Origin of the sequence: Pseudomonas sp. B3(2017) (assembly GCF_002113595.1) — a bacterium.
GTDB lineage: Bacteria > Pseudomonadota > Gammaproteobacteria > Pseudomonadales > Pseudomonadaceae > Aquipseudomonas > Aquipseudomonas ekonensis.
Genome location: NZ_NEIU01000053.1, coordinates 1 through 561, shown reverse-complemented (window position 1 = coordinate 561; position 561 = coordinate 1). Strand labels below are relative to the sequence as shown.

At 59.2% G+C, this 561-nt stretch carries 1 pseudogene; it reads left to right on the top strand.

What is annotated here, in order from left to right:
* Nucleotides 1-294: 294 nt before the first annotated feature.
* Nucleotides 295-561, top strand: a pseudogene (locus CAG33_RS28040) (hypothetical protein); the annotation flags it as partial.

Sequence of the window (561 nt, the reverse complement as noted above, 5' to 3'; positions counted from 1 at the left end):
GTGGCGGTGGTGGATAGTCAGGTTAGGGTGGGGTTGGGGAGGGATAGATTCTTCATTCGTTTATCTGCGGCTCCAGTGCTTACGTTGTTTGGTGGGGTGATTGGTGGGTTGTCATTTGTGGCAGCGGGAGCAGAGTTCAAGTCTTTGCAAATGCAGATTGAAAACGCCCAAAACCAAGTCGATTCATGGCTGCAGATACGCCAGGCCGCGGTCGGAGGACAAATAGCGGCCTTTGGCACCCAAGCATTATTGGGCGCTTCTTACACCATGAGAGCCTTGGCCGGGTCAATAACCGTGGACGTCGCCATCCTGCGCTACACGCTGTGCATGGGCCCGCTGAACTGGGTCATCGCCGCATTGGGCGTGCTGTACCTGACGGCCTGGATCTTCGAGAAAACGCCGCTGCAGTATTTCCTGAGCACCTGCTGCTGGTCCAAGGCGCGGGCGGGCGATTTGGCGCCGATCGCGCCGAAAGCCCAGCAGGACGAGCTCGACCGCCTGTACCTGATCCTCTACACCCCCCGGGTCAGCATGAAGAGCAGCGCAAGGCCGGCCCGTGAC